Genomic DNA, 18,047 nt, shown 5'->3' on the forward strand with positions numbered 1-18,047 from the left:
CTCCTTTTCCTAACGATGCGCCTGCCAAATGCGCGTCTGGTAATCATGAATCGCCCTGTCCGAACTGAACATCCCCATTCTGGCGGTATTCAACACACAGCGGCGCGTCCATTCATCCGGCTCACGGTAAAGCGCATCAACACGCTGCTGCACCTCACAGTACGGTGCAAAATCGGCCATTAACATATAGGGATCGCCCAGTTTCAGCAGGCTATCCAACAGCGGGGCAAACGCATTTTTATCCCCCTGACTGAACGCGCCGCTCGCTAGCTCGTTCAGCACTTCACGCAGCAGCGGCGTCACAGCAAGGTAGTCAGACGGCTCATAGCCTTGCGCCTGTAGCGCTTTTACCTGTTCGACGGTGTGACCGAAAATGAACAGATTGTCTGCACCGACCTGCTGCGCCATTTCTACATTCGCCCCGTCCAGCGTGCCGACGGTCAGCGCGCCGTTCAGCGCCAGCTTCATATTGCCCGTACCGGACGCTTCTTTACCTGCCGTTGAAATCTGTTCAGACACATCTGCGGCAGGAATCACCCGTTCGGCCAGCGAGACGCGATAGTCCGGCGGGAAGACAACCTTCAGGCGATCGTTAACGCGGCGATCCTGATTAATGACCGCGGCAACCCGATTAATGGCATAAATGATGTTTTTCGCTAATACATAGCCCGGTGCCGCTTTGGCACCGAACAAAAAGACGTGCGGCACTATATCCAGATGCGGATTGTCACGCAATTGACGATAGAGCGCGAGGATATGCAGCAGATTCAAATGCTGGCGTTTGTACTCATGCAATCGCTTAATTTGCACATCAAACAGCGCGTGCGGATCGATCACGATGTCGTACTGCTGGCGGAGGTAGGTCGCCAACTGCGTTTTATTATCGGCCTTGATTTGTCGATAACACTCACGAAAGCCAGCATCGTCAGCATAGGGCTCTAGCCCTTGCAGCGCAGGCAGATTATTCACCCACGGCGTGTGCAGCGTGTCGTCGATGAGCGCGGACAGCGCCGGATTACACTGCTTTAGCCAGCGGCGTGGCGTAATGCCGTTGGTGACGTTATGGAATTTGGTCGGCCACAGTTGGTGATATTCCGGGAACAGATCTTTCACTACCAGTTCCGAATGCAGCGCCGCCACGCCATTGACCGCGAAGCAACTGACCACGCACAGGTTTGCCATGCGAATCTGGCGCTGGTGGCGAATCGCGAGTTTCGCCCATATCTGCCGATCGCCAGGCCATTGCTGTTCAACCTGCGCCTTAAACTGCGTATCAATTTGCCGGATGATAGACAGGTGGCGCGGAAGCAGACGGCCAAACAGCCGTTCGTCCCAGCGCTCAAGCGCTTCCGGCATCAGCGTGTGGTTGGTATAGGCAAAGGTACGTCCGGTTATCGACCAGGCTTCATTCCACGGTATCTGATGCTCATCCATCAGCAGCCGCATCAGTTCGGGGATCGCCAGCGTCGGGTGAGTATCATTAAGCTGGATGACTTCATAATCCGGCAGCGTGGACAGCGCGCGCCCCGCCTTAAGATGACGGCGCAGAATGTCGGCCACCGAACAGGCGCAGTGGAAGTATTGCTGCATCAGGCGCAGGCGTTTGCCCGCCGCGTGGTTGTCATTCGGATACAGCACGCTGGTCAGGCTGGCGGCGGAAACCCCAGCCTGTGCCGCGCGCAGATAGTGCCCTTCGTTGAATAGCGTCAAATCAAACGGATCGCGATGCGTCGCACGCCACAGACGCAGCGGCTGCGCCGCACCGTTGTGATAGCCAATCACCGGCAGATCACAAGCTTCACCTCTGAAAACGGTATCCGGCAGCCAGCGCAAGGTGCCGTCAGTTTGAGGTTGCAAACGCCCGCCAAACCCGACATCCACCGCCAGCTCCGCGCGCGATAAAAACCACGGATAGGTATCGCGCTGCCAGTCATCGGCCGTTTCCTGCTGCTTTTCTTGCGCAAAGTGCTGACGGAACAGGCCATACTGGTAGTTGAGGCCGTACCCCGTTGCGGGCTGCCCCACCGTCGCCATCGAATCCAGAAAGCAGGATGCCAGCCGACCCAATCCGCCGTTGCCTAAACCCGGATCGGTTTCCTGCTCCAGAATATCGCTCAGGTTCAGCCCCTGCTCAGCCAGCACGGCAGCTACCGCATCATACCAGCCCAGATTCAGCAGGTTGTTGCCCGTCAGACGACCAGGCAGAAACTCCATCGACAGGTAGTTAACATGGCGCTGAGGCGTATTGGCCGTGGAAGACGTGGGCGACGCGGAGTGCATCAGCAGTTGTTCCGACAGCGCAAGGCTGACGGCGCGCCAGCACTGCACTGGCGTCATCGCGTTCAGGGACGCGACGCCACCGAGCCGCTGTTGGCGGCGCAACGCGGCGGTAAATTCTGAGGCATCAAAGGCGATAGCAGGATGGGTGGAGGAAACGGGCTGCGTTAAAGCCTCTGGTTTTTTTGCAGCCGCTGAACGTGTTGACGATCCGGATACTTTTGCAGAACCCGACTTTCTTGAAGAATCTGACATCGTGCCTCCTCCTTTGTCCATCATGGAAAAGGCACATCGAGTTCAACACAACTCCAACTGTACCTTATGTTGTTCAATGATTTTCAGTACGCTGGGCGGTGGTGACTGATCGGTAAAAAGATAGTCTATCAAATCCATGTTACCCAAATTCACCATCGCATTACGACCAAACTTGGAATGGTCCGTCACCAGCATGACGCAGCGAGAATTTTCAATAATCGCCCGTTTTGTGCGCACTTCATGGTAATCAAACTCCAGTAATGACCCATCCATGTCAATACCACTGATGCCCAAAATGCCGAAATCCAGACGGAACTGAGAGATAAAATCCAGCGTCGCCTCACCCATAATACCTCCATCGCGGGTACGCACTTCGCCACCGGCCAAGATCAGGCGAAAATCCTCTTTTGCCGTCAGCAGCGTTGCTACATTCAGGTTATTGGTGACGACGCGCAGATCTTTATGCTGCATCAGTGCATAGGCCACCGCTTCAGGCGTGGTGCCGATATCGATAAACAAGGTAGCGCCGTCTGGAATCTGGCTTGCCACCCGACGGGCAATGCGCGCTTTTTCGTCCGACCACATCATTTTACGGTCATGGTAGGCCGTGTTAACCGAGCTAGACGGCAATGCCGCACCGCCGTGGTGGCGATGGATTTTATTCTGCTCGGCCAGATCGTTCAGATCGCGACGAATGGTCTGCGGGCTCACCGCAAAATGCTCCACTAGCTCTTCAGTACTGACATAGCCCTGCTGGCGCACCAGCTCAATAATGGCGTCATGCCGTTGTGTCTGCTTCACATTTATCCCCTAAGACGCCCCGATTTACCGAGGGTTTGTTTTATTATACGTGTCCCAAAAGGCCATCAATAGCCCGACAACCAGACCAGCCACATGCGCCGCATTCGCGATCGACATGCCTAAAATATCGAAATAACCGGCGACCAGCCACAGTAAAGCGAAGACCATCAAACTGCGCGGCATGGATAAATAACCGTCAGGCTCTCGTTCCCCTCGTAGCCAGACATAGCCCATCAGGGCATAGACCACGCCAGACAAGCCACCAAAATGGGTGCCGCTAAACCAGGACTGCGCCCAACCGCTCACCAGCGCGGAAACCAGCGTGATGACCAGCAACTTTCCGGTTCCCAGCACTTTTTCAACCGGGCCGCCCAGATACCACCACCACATAAGATTGAACAAAATGTGCAGCAGGGAAAAGTGCAACAAAACATGACTGAACCAGCGCCACACCTCGACCTGTTGCCCCTCAGCCGGGAATGCCAGCCATACCATCACGCTCTCATAGCCCGAGATTTGCATCAGGATGAACACCGCAATCGTCACGACCATCAGGGAGAGCGTCAGCGGGCCTGCCTTTTGCTTCAGCGTTTGCAGGTAAGAGTAGCGTTGGTATTGAATACCAGTATCCATCGATCCCGTTTGCCAACTGGCAGCCAGATAGCGCGGGTTTGTCGGGTCGCGCAGAAAAATCTCCAGTTCACCCTGAACCTTGCTCAGTTGGCTTTCATCCTCCAGCCACAGTTCAGCTTCATACCCCTGAGGTCGCATTTCCAGATGAACCTGCTGTGTACGCATGTAATCAACAAATGCCTGAGCCAGACGCGGGTTGGAGAGAGCAATAACGCGAATCATCATAGCGGGAAGCGCCAGTGAGTAGGTTGAGTTAGGAGCATGATAATAAAGGTTCTTTAATCGTCATGCGATCAGGCTTGCGCCTGCGTGTCTTGCGGGTAGCGGTTTTGCCAGGCCTCAAAGCCACCATCGATACTGTACACAGAATCAAACCCCAGGCTAATCAGATACTGTGCAGCGTTGCGGCTGCTGATGCCGTGGTAGCAAATCACCATGACCGGTGCTTCAAAGTCAGCACCGCGCACAAAGTCAGACAGCGTCTCGTTCGTCAGGTGCGTCGCGCCGGGAACATGGGCTGCGGCAAAGCTCTGTGGATCGCGAATATCAACAACAACGCCCCCTTCCTGCCAGCGGGAATGGGCGTGCTCAATACTGATAGCTTCAAATTGTTCCATCGAAAGTGACAACCTTGTTAATAATGGACAGGATGTTAGTAACCACTGACGTCATGGCAACCCGAGGCGTCATTGTAACCCGCCTTCAGCGGCATAAAACCCATGTGATTATACGGTTATTTATAAAAACAGTGCTTCACTAACGTAAGTCGTGGCGACAAAACAGCACAATGCCAACCCAATATCCCTGCTTTTAATGTGACAACTATCATCATATTGTTAGGTTCGTCACGCATAAATGTTTTTATTTGGTTAACCATTGGCTGATTTGTTTGTTTTCGATTATTATAATGCTCGAAAACGAACATTTTGATTTATTCGAGGGTGGAGGAAGAAACGTGGAAACCAAAGATCTCATCGTTATCGGCGGCGGAATTAACGGTGCAGGCATCGCCGCAGATGCGGCTGGGCGAGGGTTATCAGTCCTGTTGTTGGAAGCACAGGATCTTGCCTGTGCCACGTCCTCAGCCAGTTCCAAGCTAATTCATGGTGGCCTGCGTTACCTTGAGCACTATGAGTTTCGTTTGGTCAGCGAAGCGCTGTCTGAGCGCGAAACGCTGCTGAAAATGGCCCCGCACATTATTTTCCCTATGCGCTTTCGTTTGCCCCACCAGCCGCACCTGCGTCCGGCCTGGATGATTCGTATCGGCCTGTTCATGTACGACAACATCGGCAAACGCGTCAGCCTGCCTGCCAGTAAAGGACTGAAATTCAGCGCAGAGTCTGTGCTTAAGCCTGAATTGAAGCAGGGCTTTGAATATTCTGACTGCTGGGTGGACGATGCGCGTCTGGTGGTGTTAAACGCGCAGGAAGTGACAAAACGCGGTGGAGAAGTCCGTACCCGCACCAAAGTGACCCGCGCTCGCCGTGAACAAGGCGTATGGATTGTCGATGCGGTTGACTCACTGACCGGTGAAACCTTCACCTGGCGCGCCAAAGGTCTGGTGAACGCGACGGGCCCGTGGGTGAAAGAATTCTTTGATGACGGCCTGCAGCTGAAATCACCTTACGGCATCCGTTTGATCAAAGGCAGCCACATCGTGGTGCCAAAAGTGCATAACCAGCCGCAGGCGTATATTCTGCAAAACAAAGATCACCGTATTGTGTTCGTGATCCCGTGGCAGGATGACTACTCAATCATCGGCACGACCGACGTGGAGTACAAAGGCAATCCGCACGATGTGAAGATCGATGACAGCGAAGTCGCCTACCTGCTGGACGTGTATAACGACCATTTCAAACAGCAGCTTACGCGTGACGATATCGTCTGGACCTACTCTGGCGTGCGCCCACTGTGTGATGACGAATCCGATTCTCCGCAGGCGATTACCCGTGACTACACGCTGTCGGTCGATGATGATAACGGTCAGGCTCCACTGCTTTCCGTGTTTGGCGGCAAACTGACGACATACCGTAAGCTGGCAGAGCACGCGCTGGACAAGCTGCACAAATACTACCCGCAAGCGGGTAAGGCCTGGACGAAAGGCGCGGTACTGCCGGGTGGTGATATCGCTGGCACACGTGATGACTACGCCGCTGCGCTGCGTCGCCGCTTCAATCTGCCTGAATCACTGACGCGCCGTTACAGCCGCACCTACGGTTCAAACAGCGAACTGATTCTGGCAAACGTGAAAGGCCTCAGCGACCTGGGTGAAGATTTCGGGCACGACCTGTATGAAGCAGAACTGCGCTATCTGGTCGAAAAAGAATGGGCCGTTATGCTTGATGACGTCATCTGGCGCCGCACCAAACTGGGCATGCGCTTCGATGATGCACAGAAACAACGCATCAGCGACTGGCTGGCAAACCATTACCAGCAGATAGCAAAAGCGGGTTAATCAGCAGTTATCACAAGCGCCTTTTAGTGCAAATACAAAAGCGCCGTAGGTTTTTGCCTACGGCGCTTTTTCATATCATCAACGCGTAATCACAACCGTATCGGTTTGATATTCCAGATATCTTCTGCATATTCTCCGATGGTGCGGTCGGACGAGAAATAGCCCATATTAGCAATATTCTGGACGGCACAGCGCGCCCATTCGTCCTTGTTCTCATACAGCTCATCCACCCGATCCTGCGTATCCACATAGCTGCGATAGTCCGCCAGTAGCTGGTAGTAATCGCCAAAATTCACCAGTGAATCAAACAGATCGCTGTAGCGTCGGCTATCATCAGGGCTGAAAACGCCCGTGGCGATTTGCGTCAGCACGCGGTGCAGCTCCTCATCCTGATCGTAATATTGCCGTGGGTTGTAGCCGTTCTGACGCAGCGCTTCGACCTGATCGGCCGTGTTGCCGAAGATGAACATGTTCTCTTCGCCAATATGTTCCAGCATTTCGACATTCGCCCCATCCAGCGTGCCAATCGTCAGCGCGCCGTTCAGAGCAAACTTCATATTGCTGGTTCCGGAGGCTTCCGTCCCCGCCAGCGAGATCTGTTCAGAGAGATCCGCCGCTGGGATGATCAACTGTGCCAGACTCACGCTGTAGTTGGGAATGAAGACGACTTTCAGCCGATCGTGCAATGCCGGATCGTTGTTGATCACCTTCGCGACGTCGTTGATCAAGTTAATAATGTGCTTTGCCATGTAATAGGCTGATGCGGCTTTACCCGCAAAAATGACAACACGCGGCACACGCTCGACCTCGGGGTCATCCTTAATGCGGTTATAGAGTGTGATGACGTGCAACACGTTCAGCAGTTGCCGCTTGTATTCGTGAATACGCTTAATCTGCACATCAAACAGCGATTCCGGGTTAACCACAATATTCAGGGTTTCCGCCATATAGGTCGCTAAGCGCACTTTGTTCTTCAGCTTCACCTTGCTGATTTTCTGCACAAATGCGGGATAATCGATGTGTTGTTTCAGTTCGCTCAATTGGCTCAGATCGGTGCGCCAGTTGTGGCCAATGGTGTCATCCAACAGCCTAGAGAGCGATGGGTTGGCCAGCGCTAGCCAGCGCCGCGGCGTCACACCGTTGGTTTTATTGCAGAAACGGTTGGGGAAGAGACGGGCGAAATCGGCAAACAGAGATTGCACCATCAGATCCGAATGCAGCTCCGATACACCGTTCACCTTATGGCTGGCAACCACGGCCAGCCACGCCATACGTATTTTACGCCCGTGGTTTTCATCAATGATGGAAACTCGCGCCAACAGCTCGTTGTCATCAGGGACTTCTTTCTGGACGTACTCCAGAAAATGTTCGTTAATTTCGAAAATCAATTGCAGATGGCGCGGCAGGATTTTACCCAGCATATCAACCGGCCAGGTTTCCAGCGCTTCCTGCATCAGCGTATGATTGGTGTAGGAGAAGACTTTTCTCACCACCGTCCACGCCTCTATCCACTTGAATTTATGCTCATCGATCAGCAAGCGCATGAGCTCTGGGATGGCCAGCACCGGGTGCGTATCGTTCAGGTGGATGGCAAATTTTTCCGCCAGATTGGCATAGGTTTTATGCATCATCCAATGCCGACTGAGAATGTCCTGCACCGTCGCGGAAACCAGAAAATACTCCTGACGTAGGCGAAGCTCACGGCCAGAATAGGTGGAATCATCGGGATACAGCACGCGCGACACGTTTTCCGAGTGGTTTTTATCTTCCACCGCCGCAAAATAGTCACCCTGATTAAATTTACCCAGATTGATTTCGTTACTGGCCTGCGCGCCCCACAGACGCAAAGTATTGGTGGCATCCGTATCAAAACCGGGAATGATTTGGTCGTAGGCACAGGCAATCACTTCTTCTGTTTCCAGCCAACGTAACTTGCTGCCTTCCTGCTGGATTCGGCCACCGAAGCGCACTTTGTAGCGCGTGCTGTGGCGCGGGAATTCCCACGCATTACCGTATTCCAGCCAGTAGTCGGGCGATTCCGCCTGTCTGCCGTTAACGATATTTTGTTTGAACATACCGTATTCGTAGCGAATACCGTAGCCGCGCCCCGGCAGAGCCATCGTCGCCAGCGAATCAAGGAAACAGGCGGCCAGACGCCCCAGACCGCCGTTCCCTAAGCCGGGATCGTTTTCTTCCTGTAGCAGATCGTCCAGTTCCAGCCCCATGCCATCCAGCGCGGCCTTCAGATCGTCATACAGTCCCATCGCCAGCAGCGCGTTCGACAACGTCCGCCCCAGCAAAAATTCCATCGACAGGTAATAGACCTGCCGCACATCCTGCGAAAGCTGTGCCCGATTCGAGCGCAGCCATCGCTCCACCATCCGGTCACGCACGGCCAGCAGCGTGGCATTCAGCCAGTCATGTTTATTCGCAATGGAAGGATCTTTCCCTACGCTAAACATGAGCTTATAAGCAATAGAGTGTTTCAGCGCTTCCACACTGATCGTTGGTGAAGTATAGATAAACGGCGAGTTCATAATATTCATTCCCAAGTGAGTGTTACCTTACCCTGTCGTTTCCAGATTGCACGAGGATGACGCGCAGTGGGAAAACTAGTGGGTATACAAGCGTTGATAAAGCGCACCATAAGCCTGAGCAGAAACCTGCCAACCAAAATCCATCGCCATCGCCTGACGCTGCACATAGCGCCATAGCGTGGGTCGGGACCACAAGACAAACACACGACGAATTGCGCGGGATAGCGATCCCACACTGCAATCGTTAAAGACGAACCCACTTGCCAGCCCATCCGCCAGATTCTCCAGCGAACAGTCCGATACCGTATCCGCCAGCCCGCCGGTTCGGCGCACCAGCGGCAACGTGCCATATTTCAGGCCGTAGAGTTGCGTTAACCCGCAAGGTTCAAATCGGCTCGGCACCATGATGACATCCGCGCCGCCAATAATGCGGTGTGAGAAGGACTCGTGATAGCCAATCTGTACCCCAACCTGACCGTGATATTCCGCCGCCGCCGCCAGAAAGCCCTCCTGTAAATCGGCATCCCCTGCGCCCAGCACCACTAGTTGTCCGCCCTGTTCCAGCAGGTCCGGCACCGCGCTTAGCGCGATATCAAGCCCTTTCTGGCTGGTCAAGCGGCTGACAATAGCAAAAACCGGTGCTTTGTCGTCGACCTTCAAGCCCATCGCTGTTTGCAGATGCCGCTTGTTTGCGGCTTTGTCCGCTAAAGCATCTCGGGAGTAATGGCTGGTGAGTAGAGGGTCGTGCGCCGGATTCCAAATTGTTTCGTCTACGCCATTGAGAATGCCGGACAGCCGTCCTTCTTCTTCCCGCGTTTTCAGCAAGCCTTCCATCCCGTAGCCATAAGCCGGTAGCGTAATCTCGTGCGCGTAGGTTGGGCTCACGGTCGTAATATGGTCAGCGTAGTACAGCCCCGCCTTGAGGTAGGAAATCTGGCCGTAAAACTCCAGACCGTACACCTGAAAGAAATCACTCGGCAGGTGGATATTCGGCATATGCCGAGCATCAAACAGCCCCTGATAAGCCAGGTTATGAACGGTAAAGACCGATTTCGCCGGACGGTTGCGCGCCGCTAGGTAGGCGCAGGTCAGCCCCGCGTGCCAGTCATGGGCATGCACAACATCAGGTCGCCAGTAGCGATCCAAACCGCATGCCATTTCAGATCCCATCCACCCCAGCAGCGCAAACCGCAGGTAGTTGTCGGCATACGCATAAAGCGCTGGATCGTGATAAGGGCTGCCCGCGCGTTCATACAGTTCGGGTATATCAATTAAATAGATACCGACGTCATTAAAATGGCCAAACAGCAGCGTGACGTGCCCGGCGAAGGTATCCAGCTCACGCACGACCTGTAGATTGGCGACGCCTTTTTTCAGATCGGGGAAGGCAGGCAGGATGACACGGGCATCCATCCCCGCCGCAATCTGCGCGCCGGGCAACGCACCAGCCACATCCGCCAGTCCACCGGTTTTCAATAGTGGAAATAGCTCTGAACAAACATGTAAGACCCGCATTATTACTCCCGTTTTGTTCCGATGGTGTTTACAGCTTTTCCAACATTGATCGCGTGACCAGCACGATCCCCTCTTCCGAACGGTAAAAACGGCGGCTATCCTCTTCCGCGTTTTCACCAATCACCATGCCTTCCGGCAAGTGGCAGGCGCGATCGATCACACAACGGCGTAAACGACAGGATCGCCCCACGTTGACATCCGGCAGGATCACCGTCGAATCGATACTGCAAAACGAATTCACCCGCACACGCGGGAACAGCACGGAATGCGTGACAACAGAACCGGAGACGATGCAGCCCCCAGATACCAGCGAGTTCATTGTCATGCCGTGACTGCCGGAACGGTCTTGAACAAATTTGGCGGGCGGCAGCGATTCAATCGCGGAACGAATCGGCCAGTGCCGATCGTACACATCCAGCTCCGGCGTAACGGACGCCAAATCGAGATTGGCGCGCCAGTAGGCTTCCAGCGTGCCAACATCCCGCCAATATTGGTGTTCATCTTCACCCGACGTGACGCAAGACAAGTTGAAAGGGTGTGCCCAGGCCAGACGCTGCGACACAATCTTCGGGATCAGGTCCTGCCCAAAATCGTGATTAGAGTCCGGTGCGTTACGGTCTGCTTCCAGTAATTGATAAAGATAGTCCGCATTAAAAACATAGATCCCCATGCTCGCGAGCGCCATGTCCGGGTTATCTGGCATCGGCGTCGGGTTATCCGGTTTTTCGGCAAAATCGAGGATGCGATGCTGTTTGTCCACGCTCATGACGCCAAAGGCGCTGGCTTCTTCCAGCGGCACGGGCAGGCAAGCGACCGTACATTCCGCCCCCTTCTCTACGTGATCGATGAGCATACGTGAGTAGTCCATCTTGTAGATGTGATCGCCCGCGAGAATCACCACATACTCCGCACGATAGCGCCGGATGATGTCGAGATTCTGACACACCGCGTCCGCTGTTCCCCGATACCAGTGATCGGTCGAATGGCGCTGCTGCGCAGGGAGCAAATCGACAAATTCGTTCATTTCCGCATTCAGAAACGACCAGCCGCGTTGAATATGCTGCACCAGCGTATGCGACTGATATTGCGTAATCACGCCAATGCGGCGAATACCGGAATTCAGGCAGTTAGAGAGCGCGAAATCAATAATGCGAAATTTGCCGCCAAAATGGACAGCGGGCTTGGCACGCAATGCCGTCAGCCCTTTCAGTCGCGTTCCACGACCTCCAGCCAAAATTAATGCCACGGATTTCAAAGGGAGTTGTCTTGCCAACATCAGAGGGTCATGCTTGTCGTTATTTACCATGGCTATCTCCTGATTATTCTTTTAATGGCTTGCGCTTAGGCAGTCTGTTTTATCAAGACGCCTACCGCCTGCGCGTGTCCGTGCCAAACTCCACCCTCAGGCGGATTCGTTTCATCAAACGGCGGTGAAACCTGCCAGTGGCCTTCTGGCAAAATGAATGCTCCGGCATGCAAGCTGGCGTTAAACAACACAAGCCAACGACCGGAAAGTAAAATCTGTAGCTGATGCTCCCCCTGCTCCCACTGTTGCGGCGTCAAAGGCTGCCCTTCTCGGTTCAGCCACTGCACCGCGCCATCCCCTTCTTGCCACCACGTTGCCTGCTGTAATGCCGGAATCGTGCGACGTAACTGGAGCAATCCGGCGACAAACTCGCGCAGGGTGCGATCCGCGTTGTCCCAGTGCAGCCAGGTTAACTCATTGTCCTGACAGTAGGCGTTGTTGTTGCCCTGCTGGCTGTGTCCCAGTTCATCGCCGGCCAGCAGCATTGGTGTTCCCTGCGACAGAATCAGCGTCGTCAGCAGCGCCTTCTGGCTGACCAGTCGGCGTTGAAGAACGTCGTCGTCCGCTTCCAGCCCTTCCGTGCCATGGTTATTGCTGAAATTGCTGCCTGTGCCGTCGCGGTTGCCCTCGCCGTTGGCGTCGTTGTGCTTGTGGTTGAAACTCACCAGATCGCGCAGCGTAAAGCCGTCATGGGCCGTCAGTTTGTTGATGGAGGCGTAAGGTCGGCGGTCGCGCTGTTGGAAGATGTCGCTGGAGGCAGCAAAACGGCGGGCAAATGTGCCAAGAGAAATGTCACCATGTAGCCAAAAGCGGCGCATGTCGTCACGGTAGCGGTCGCTCCACTCGGCAAACGGTGTCGGGAACTGACCGAGCTGATAACCACCATGCCCAATGTCCCACGGTTCGGCGATCAGCTTGCAGCCCTGTAAACGGCTATCATTTTTCATGGCAGACAGCAGCGGCGCGTCGGCGGTAAAATCTGGGGTACGTCCCAGCACCGTTGCCAGATCGAAGCGGAAACCATCAACGTGGCAGACCTCGCGCCAGAAGCGTAGACAGTCGATCACCCAATCCATCACCGCCGGATGATTCAGGCGCAGCACATTGCCGCAGCCGGTCCAATTAGGATATTCGCCGTCTTCACCCAGCCAGTAATAGCTACGGTTGTCGATGCCTCGCTGGCACAGCGTGGGGCCTTCGACGTCCAGCTCAGCACTGTGGTTAAACACCACATCCAGAATGACCTCGATGCCCGCGTGATGCAGCGCTTTGACCGCATCCCGAAATTCATTCAGTGCGTCGTCACCCGCGGCCAGGCTGTTATCGACAGCAAACGGCAGCAGCACGTTATAGCCCCAGTAATTACGCAGCCCCAGTTGCTGAAGCTGGGGTTCATCCGCATGCTGCTGCACTGGGAGCAACTCCAGCGCCGTCACGCCCAACGATGTCAGATAATCAATCATCACCGGATGGCCTAACGCCGCATAGCTACCGCGAATGTCTTCGGGAATATCAGGGTGCAGTTGCGTCAGCCCACGAACGTGCGCTTCATAAATCACCGTCTGATGCCAAGGCGTTTGCGGATGCTGGTCATCCTTCCAGTCGTAATCCTCAGCCGTAACGACGCACTTCGCCATGATGGCAGCGCTATCGCGTTCATCTCGCTGGTCAATCCCGCCTTGCAGACAGGCGTCATCCACCACCCAGCCATCAAGCTGGCGGGCGCGCGGATCCAACACCAGTTTATGCGGATTGAAGCGCAAACCCTGCGACGGCTCGAACGGCCCATCGACCCGGAAACCGTAGCGTAGCCCCGGCTGTGCATCAGGGAGATAGCCATGCCAGATATCGCCGCTGCGTGCAGTCAGCACGATGCGCTGTTCCTGCTGACGTTCATCAAATACACACAGTTCGACGCGCTCGGCATCCGCCGAAAACAGGGCAAAATTCACGCCCTGTCCATCAAAACTGGCTCCCAGCGGCGTCGGCTTGCCCGTTTGCAATTCCGACATTTACGCCTCCTTCACCAGATACAGCGTGGCAAGCGGCGGAAGGGTCAGAACGAGAGAATGCTGGCGCTGGTGGCTGGCCTGCTCCTCGCTGTAAATCGTCCCGGTATTGCCCAAATTGCTGCCGTTGTAGTAGCCAGAATCCGTATTCATCGCTTCTCGCCAACCGCCAGGCTGGTTGATGCCGATTCGATAGCCATAGCGCGGCACTGGCGTGAAGTTACTGACCACCAGCACTTCATTGCCTTGCTCATCACGCCGAACAAAGGCAAAGACTGAGTTTTCCCGGTCGTCCACCACCAGCCATTCAAAGCCCTGCGGCTGAAAATCTAGCTGATATAATGACGGCTGCTGGCGATAGTAGTGGTTGAGATCGCGCACCAGTGTTTGCACGCCACGGTGCCAGCCTTCCGCTTCATCTAGCAGATGCCAGTCCAGACTGGCATCGTGGTTCCATTCACGCCCTTGCGCAAATTCGCCGCCCATAAATAGCAGTTTCTTGCCGGGATACGCCCACATAAAGCCGTAATACGCACGTAAATTGGCAAACTTCTGCCAGACATCGCCAGGCATGCGATCCAGCAATGAGCGCTTGCCGTGCACCACTTCATCGTGAGACAGAGGCAGCACGAAATTCTCGCTATAGGCATACAACATGCCGAATGTCAGCAAATCGTGATGGTATTTACGGTGAACCGGATCGAGCTGCATATAGGTCAGCGTGTCGTGCATCCAGCCCATATTCCACTTGTAATGAAATCCTAAGCCGTTGCAGTCTGGTGGCAGCGTGACACCCGGATAATCGGTGGACTCTTCGGCCAGCGTTATCGCCGCAGGAGCCGCATGACCCAGCATGTGGTTGGTGTAGCGTAGAAACGAGATGGCTTCGAGGTTCTCTTTGCCGCCGTAATGGTTCGGCACCCACTGGCCTTCGCTGCGGCTGTAGTCACGGTAAATCATGGAAGCCACAGCGTCGACCCTCAGCCCATCAATGCCATAGCGCTCCATCCAGAACAGTGCGTTACCCGCCAGATAGTTACGTACCTCATGGCGACCATAGTTATAAATCAGCGTGTTCCAATCTTGATGGTAACCTTCGCGCGGATCGGCATATTCATACAGCGCGGTGCCGTCAAACTGTGCCAAACCGTATTCGTCGCCGGGAAAATGCCCCGGTACCCAGTCCAACAGAACGTTGATGTCCGCCTCATGGAGCGCATCAACAAACGCTCTGAACTCCGACGCAGTACCGAAACGGCGCGTTGGCGCATACAGCCCCAGCGGTTGATAACCCCAGCTACCATCGAACGGGTGTTCGTTAATTGGCATCAGCTCCACATGCGTGAAGCCCATGTACTGCACATAATCAATCAGTTGATTCGCCAGTTCCTGATAGCTCAGCCAGAAATTGTTATCCGTATGCCGCCGCCAGGAACCTAGGTGAACTTCATAAATGGAGATCGGTGAACGCAGGCCGTTCGCCTCACGCCGAGCGTCGCTGGTTGGGACTTTCTCGGGCAGCGATGTAATCAGCGATGCGGTATCTGGGCGCATCTGCGCTTCAAACGCATACGGATCGGCCTTCAGCCGCACGCTCCCGTGGCTGTCGAGCATTTCATATTTGTAGAGCTGCCCCGCTTTCACATCGGGCAGAAACAGTTCCCAAATACCGTTTTCCTGTCGCAACCGCATCGGGTGACGTCGGCCATCCCAGAAGTTGAACTGCCCCACCACTGAAACACGCTGGGCATTCGGTGCCCAGACGGCAAAGCGCGTGCCTTCAACGCCATCCAGCGTTTCCAGATGTGCGCCTAACCGCTCGTAAGGTCGCAGGTGGGTGCCTTCAGCCAAAAGCCAAATATCCATATCCTGCAACAGCGGGCCAAAACGGTAGGGATCTTCAATCACCCAGGTTTCTTCGCGCCAGGTCACGGCTAATTGATAGTGAAAAACCTTTTTCCGACGCGGCACCAGACCACAAAAAAAACCACGACCATCCACACGTTCCAGCTCGACGATTTTTCGTCCATTGCTGGCATCCACAACCCAGACTGCCTGCGCATCCGGCAACAGTGCCCGAACTTCAAGACCTTTGGAGGAATGATGCATACCTAACAGCGAAAACGGGTCGGCATAGTGCCCGGAAATAAGTAAATTAATCGCCTCAGAAAACGCTGGCATGGTATTCATCCTCTGATAAACCATTTAAATTAAATAATTTATATAATAAAAATCACAAGATCGCACTTACATTCAAACAAAAAAACCCAATAAAAATAATAAGTTATTAGCACGCTAACAAATAATGATAACGTGTAAGAATAATCAATATTATGAAAGCATTCTTGCACAACCCCCTCCTCAATTAAGCGTAGTCAAAGAGTGGAGAAATATCAGAGACATTGATTAAATTTTTCTGTGTATATTTATATGAATAAGTTATGACGCAAGACAATTAGCATTATTTGTTTAATATCGATTCGTTAATAGGGAAAAAGCAGTACAATTTAATGGATTTCGTGTGAAGAGACCCCGCCCATGGTTAGCCAGGTTGATCTGATTCTTTCCCTGTTACAGCAGATGTGCGTTTATCTGGTCATCGCCTATCTGCTCAGTAAGACACCGCTGTTCATCCCGCTGATGCAGGTCACCATCCGTCTGCCGCACAAGCTGGTCTGCTATCTGGTTTTTTCCGTGTTTTGCATCATGGGAACCTATTTCGGTTTGCATATAGACGATTCGATTGCCAATACCCGCGCGACGGGCGCCGTGCTCGGCGGTATGTTGGGCGGCCCTTCTGTCGGTTTTCTCGTCGGGTTAACGGGTGGATTACACCGCTATTCGATGGGCGGAATGACCGCGCTGGCCTGTATGTTATCGACGATTGCCGAAGGCTTGCTCGGTGGGCTGCTACACCGCTATCTGGCACGCCGCAACCGCATCGATTTGCTGTTTCAGCCCCTCGTCGTCGGGCTGACCGCGCTGGTTGCGGAGATACTACAAATGGCGATTATCCTGCTGGTCGCCCGTCCGTTTGATAATGCCGTTGAACTGGTTAGAGACATTGCTTTGCCGATGATGATCACCAATACCATCGGTTCTGCCATGTTCATGCGTATCCTGCTCGACAGACGTGCCATTTTTGAAAAATACACCTCCGCGTTTTCCGCCAAGGCACTGCAAATCGCCGCCCGCGCCGAAGGGGCACTGCGTCAGGGATTCAACCCGCAAAACAGTATGCGCGTTGCCCGTATTTTGTATGAAGAGTTAGGTGTGGGTGCCGTAGCCATTACCGATCGTGACAAGCTGCTGGCCTTTATCGGACTGGGCGACGACCACCACAACGTCGGCGCGCCTATCACGTCATCACATACCCGTCGGGCGATAGACAACAATCAGGTGGTGTACGCCGACGGCAACGAAGTGTCTTATACCTGTTCGGTTTCATCACACTGCAAACTCGGCTCCACGCTGGTGATCCCGCTGCGTGGCGAAGATCAGCGCATTGTCGGCACGATCAAGCTTTATGAGCCCAAAAATAAGCTATTTTCCAGCATTAACCGCACGCTAGGGGAAGGGATCGCCCACCTGCTTTCCGCACAGATTCTGACGGGCCGCTTTGAACAGCAGAAACAGCTACTGGCCCAGTCGGAAATCAAGCTGCTACACGCGCAGGTCAACCCGCACTTTCTATTTAACGCACTCAACACGCTGTCCGCCGTGATACGGCGCAACCCCGATCACGCTCGCCAACTGGTGCTGTCCCTATCGACGTTTTTCCGTAAAAACCTCAAGCGCAGCAACGATGAAGTGTCGCTCAATGACGAGTTGGAGCACGTTAACGCCTATCTCGAAATCGAGAAAGCGCGCTTTGCCGATCACCTGACGGTAGAAATCTCGCTACCGGAGGCGCTGCGTGAGGCACGGTTACCCGCGTTTTCCCTGCAACCGATTGTCGAAAATGCGATTAAGCACGGTACTTCGCAGATGATTGAACACGGACACATCCACATCAGCGGACGCCTGCACGCCAACACGCTGGAACTGTCAGTAGAAGATAACGCAGGCACCTATCAGCCCCGCAGCGGCGGCGATGGGCTAGGCATGAATCTGGTCGACCGCCGTATCAAAGCACGCTACGGCAACCGCTATGGCATCACGGTGGTCAGCGAAGCGGATAAATTTACCCGTGTCGAAGTGCGCGTCCCGCTGATCTCACCCCGTCAGGCATTGGAGCAGTTGGATAGCGTGGCGTGATG

The 18,047-nt window shown here is 54.2% G+C and carries 11 protein-coding genes; 2 read left to right on the plus strand and 9 right to left on the minus strand.

Annotated features, from left to right (window positions below; genetic code table 11):
• Nucleotides 1–9: 9 nt before the first annotated feature.
• From malP to glpE, 4 genes are all read right to left on the minus strand, one after another.
• Complete coding sequence (gene malP, locus IG609_RS18675) at nucleotides 10–2,532, minus strand: maltodextrin phosphorylase (RefSeq protein ID WP_193399203.1); 2,523 nt, start codon at nucleotides 2,530–2,532, stop codon at nucleotides 10–12.
• 42 nt (nucleotides 2,533–2,574) lie between these two features.
• Nucleotides 2,575–3,333 carry a DeoR/GlpR family transcriptional regulator gene (locus IG609_RS18680; RefSeq protein ID WP_010277854.1) on the minus strand — a complete coding sequence of 253 codons (759 nt, stop codon included), beginning with the start codon at nucleotides 3,331–3,333 and terminating at the stop codon, nucleotides 2,575–2,577.
• A 24-nt stretch (nucleotides 3,334–3,357) separates the two neighbouring features.
• A complete protein-coding gene (gene glpG, locus IG609_RS18685; RefSeq protein ID WP_193399204.1) occupies nucleotides 3,358–4,191 on the minus strand; it encodes a rhomboid family intramembrane serine protease GlpG in 834 nt (277 codons plus the stop codon).
• A gap of 68 nt (nucleotides 4,192–4,259) precedes the next feature.
• Nucleotides 4,260–4,583 carry a thiosulfate sulfurtransferase GlpE gene (gene glpE / locus IG609_RS18690; RefSeq protein WP_193399205.1) on the minus strand — a complete coding sequence of 108 codons (324 nt, stop codon included), beginning with the start codon at nucleotides 4,581–4,583 and terminating at the stop codon, nucleotides 4,260–4,262.
• A gap of 338 nt (nucleotides 4,584–4,921) precedes the next feature.
• Between glpE and glpD the strand changes: the two genes are divergently transcribed.
• A complete protein-coding gene (gene glpD, locus IG609_RS18695) occupies nucleotides 4,922–6,421 on the plus strand; it encodes a glycerol-3-phosphate dehydrogenase (protein ID WP_193399206.1) in 1,500 nt (499 codons plus the stop codon).
• An 89-nt stretch (nucleotides 6,422–6,510) separates the two neighbouring features.
• Here the strand turns inward: glpD and glgP are convergent, their stop codons facing one another.
• The 5 genes from glgP to glgB form a co-directional block, all read right to left on the minus strand.
• Nucleotides 6,511–8,958, minus strand: coding sequence for a glycogen phosphorylase (glgP, locus tag IG609_RS18700; RefSeq protein ID WP_102117065.1), 2,448 nt, complete (start codon nucleotides 8,956–8,958; stop codon nucleotides 6,511–6,513).
• Nucleotides 8,959–9,033: 75 nt separating this feature from the next.
• Complete coding sequence (gene glgA / locus IG609_RS18705) at nucleotides 9,034–10,473, minus strand: glycogen synthase GlgA (protein WP_193399207.1); 1,440 nt, start codon at nucleotides 10,471–10,473, stop codon at nucleotides 9,034–9,036.
• Nucleotides 10,474–10,501: 28 nt separating this feature from the next.
• Nucleotides 10,502–11,779 carry a glucose-1-phosphate adenylyltransferase gene (glgC, locus tag IG609_RS18710; RefSeq protein ID WP_193399208.1) on the minus strand — a complete coding sequence of 426 codons (1,278 nt, stop codon included), beginning with the start codon at nucleotides 11,777–11,779 and terminating at the stop codon, nucleotides 10,502–10,504.
• A 35-nt stretch (nucleotides 11,780–11,814) separates the two neighbouring features.
• Entirely contained in the window at nucleotides 11,815–13,791 is a 1,977-nt protein-coding gene (glgX, locus tag IG609_RS18715; protein ID WP_193399209.1) for a glycogen debranching protein GlgX, read from the minus strand.
• Nucleotides 13,792–15,969: a 1,4-alpha-glucan branching enzyme gene (gene glgB, locus IG609_RS18720; protein ID WP_193399210.1), complete on the minus strand. Its 2,178-nt coding sequence runs from the start codon at nucleotides 15,967–15,969 to the stop codon at nucleotides 13,792–13,794.
• Between the two features lie 357 nt (nucleotides 15,970–16,326).
• On the opposite strand from glgB, the gene IG609_RS18725 reads away from it, so the two are divergent.
• On the plus strand, nucleotides 16,327–18,045 hold the full coding sequence (locus tag IG609_RS18725) for a sensor histidine kinase (protein ID WP_193399211.1): 1,719 nt from the start codon (nucleotides 16,327–16,329) through the stop codon (nucleotides 18,043–18,045).
• Nucleotides 18,046–18,047 lie beyond the last annotated feature (2 nt).

It is taken from the genome of Pectobacterium quasiaquaticum (genome assembly GCF_014946775.2).
Classification (GTDB): domain Bacteria; phylum Pseudomonadota; class Gammaproteobacteria; order Enterobacterales; family Enterobacteriaceae; genus Pectobacterium; species Pectobacterium aquaticum.